Raw genomic sequence first — 2,041 nt, 5'->3', positions numbered from 1 at the left:
TCGTATTCTTTTCTGAGTTTATTTATAAAATTTTTATCTTCAAGTTTTTTCCCGAGATTTTCTTTTTCATCTGGGAAGCCTCTCCCTTTTATATCATTAAGGATCGCTAAATATCTGTCCTTAGTTTCATCAGAAAGATCTCTCTTTAAATACAATAATTTTTCTGCTATTTTTTCTCTTTCATATGTGGCACTTTCTATAACCTCCACGTTGCTAGCAAATTCTCCTCTATTTAATAAATCATTAATATTATTAGCTAAATGTTTCCAAGAAACTATTTGCCCTTCTCTATATCTTGCCTCATCTCCATCTTTAAAAATTGCTCCTTCCTTTCCAAACCATGCAGATATCTTTCTTCCTTCAATTTCAAGACCATTGGCTCCCCTATATATTTCTTTCAAAAAGTTTACCTGTTCTTCTAAAGATTTACCCTTAGAAAATTCTGCTATTACTGCTAATCTTCCATCTTCATGATTTCCTCCATGAATTAAAAATGTATCTATTTCTCTTTGACTTATTGGATTTGAGAAGGATATTTGCTCTCCCTGATTTTTAGCAGAAAAAAAGGAAGTAGACTCTACTTCCTCATTTTTTAGATTAAGATTATCTCCCTTTCCCCTATTTCTTGTAGGGTCATATCCATGTTCTTCTTCAATCTCAGATATTTCAGATAGTCCTCTTCTTTCAGTTCTTCTGTCAGCCCCCAAGTTTCCATCATTTTGACTTCTTCCCTCGTGATAAAGTCCTCTATCTCTTTTTCCTTTGATAGAAGATGATCCATCAATTTCCCTTGCAAATACATTATCTGATAATCCTCTTCTTTGTTCTCCTTGAGAAAGTTCAATCTCATCCTTCCCCATCTGTTGAGTTTCTTTAAATCTATTTCCTTGGGAATTGCCATATTGGGTACTAGGACTTCCATTCCTTCCTCCAATTCTTCCATCTTGTATGTCCCTCCCTGTCTCTCGAAGGAATTCTCCTTGACGATTGGTGTGTAAATCCCCTCCTCCATGAGGTATTCCTTGCCTGCCAATGTTAATTTCTCTTTCATCTTCCAAGCCTCCTTTAAAATTTATTTCACCGTTTATATCAGAACTTAATTTATTATAACGCTCCTTAAGCTCTTTTGTCTGCTCCAAATCTTTTCTTTCTTGAATTTTCTCTAAAATTTCTAATCTTTTTATTTCACTTCCCAAATCAAGTAAGATATTTTTACTTATATTAGCACTTATACTTAATACTTTGTCTATGTCCGAACTTGATATTTTAGACAGTAAAGATAAGTTTTCTTCTTTTAACTGATATGAGACCTCTATTCTCTCGCTTATAGAAATTTTTACGGATTCTTTTAACAAATTAAAAAGGTCTACCTTTTGAATGCTTTTTAAACTTTCATCAGATAGACTTTCTAAAATTTTATTGAATTTTCCTCTAACATTACTTTCTACTAAGGCATCAATTTTATCTTCTTGGCTTAATAGAAGCTTACTATCTTTTTCTTTAAACTTATCTATCAGGTCATCTAGTAAGTTTAAATGCTTTTTGCTATCATATTTCCATAACTTTACCTCAGAAATATTATGATTAATACTTACTGTTTGCCTTATGTCGAAGATATATTTTATCCTTCCACTATCTATATCTAAAAGTGGTATTCCTTTTTCGCCTCTTTTAACGCTTCTACCTATACTTTTCCAATAATCAAATTCTGCACAGGCTGTTGCTTTTGGATCCATATTGTATATAGATATTTGATGTATATATGGATACTTATAGTTATTGCCTGATACCTTTAAATATTCCTCATATTTTTTTATATCTTTCTTAAATTCTTCTTTTGCAAGATAGATTGATCTGCTTAAATCTACTATATCATATCTTGGCATTTTATCCCTCCTCATTATAGTGATAAAAATGAACTAAATTTTTATATATTTATTTATTAAACTTTATTTCTTTCTATTTTTTTAATTTCTGTAAGCAAAAGATAACTTTAAAATGTCATTTACGCTATCTTTTTATTGCAATAAAAAAACGATTG

General features: G+C 30.8%; 2 protein-coding genes. Both read right to left on the bottom strand.

Going from position 1 to position 2,041, the window contains the following annotated elements; translation table 11 throughout:
• Positions 1 to 707, bottom strand: a 707-nt coding sequence (locus ACLUJM_RS07640; protein ID WP_412412569.1) for a hypothetical protein, incomplete at its 3' end; no start/stop codon positions are given.
• Positions 593 to 901 carry a TnpV protein gene (locus tag ACLUJM_RS07635; protein ID WP_412412580.1) on the bottom strand — a complete coding sequence of 103 codons (309 nt, stop codon included), beginning with the start codon at positions 899 to 901 and terminating at the stop codon, positions 593 to 595. The genes ACLUJM_RS07640 and ACLUJM_RS07635, both read right to left, overlap by 115 nt.
• Between the last annotated feature and the right edge of the window lie 1,140 nt (positions 902 to 2,041).

The sequence above is a fragment of the Finegoldia sp. genome (assembly GCF_046991905.1).
GTDB lineage: Bacteria > Bacillota > Clostridia > Tissierellales > Peptoniphilaceae > Finegoldia.
The sequence above is the reverse complement of the archived record's forward strand: the minus strand, read 5'-3'. Positions and strand labels throughout refer to the sequence as shown.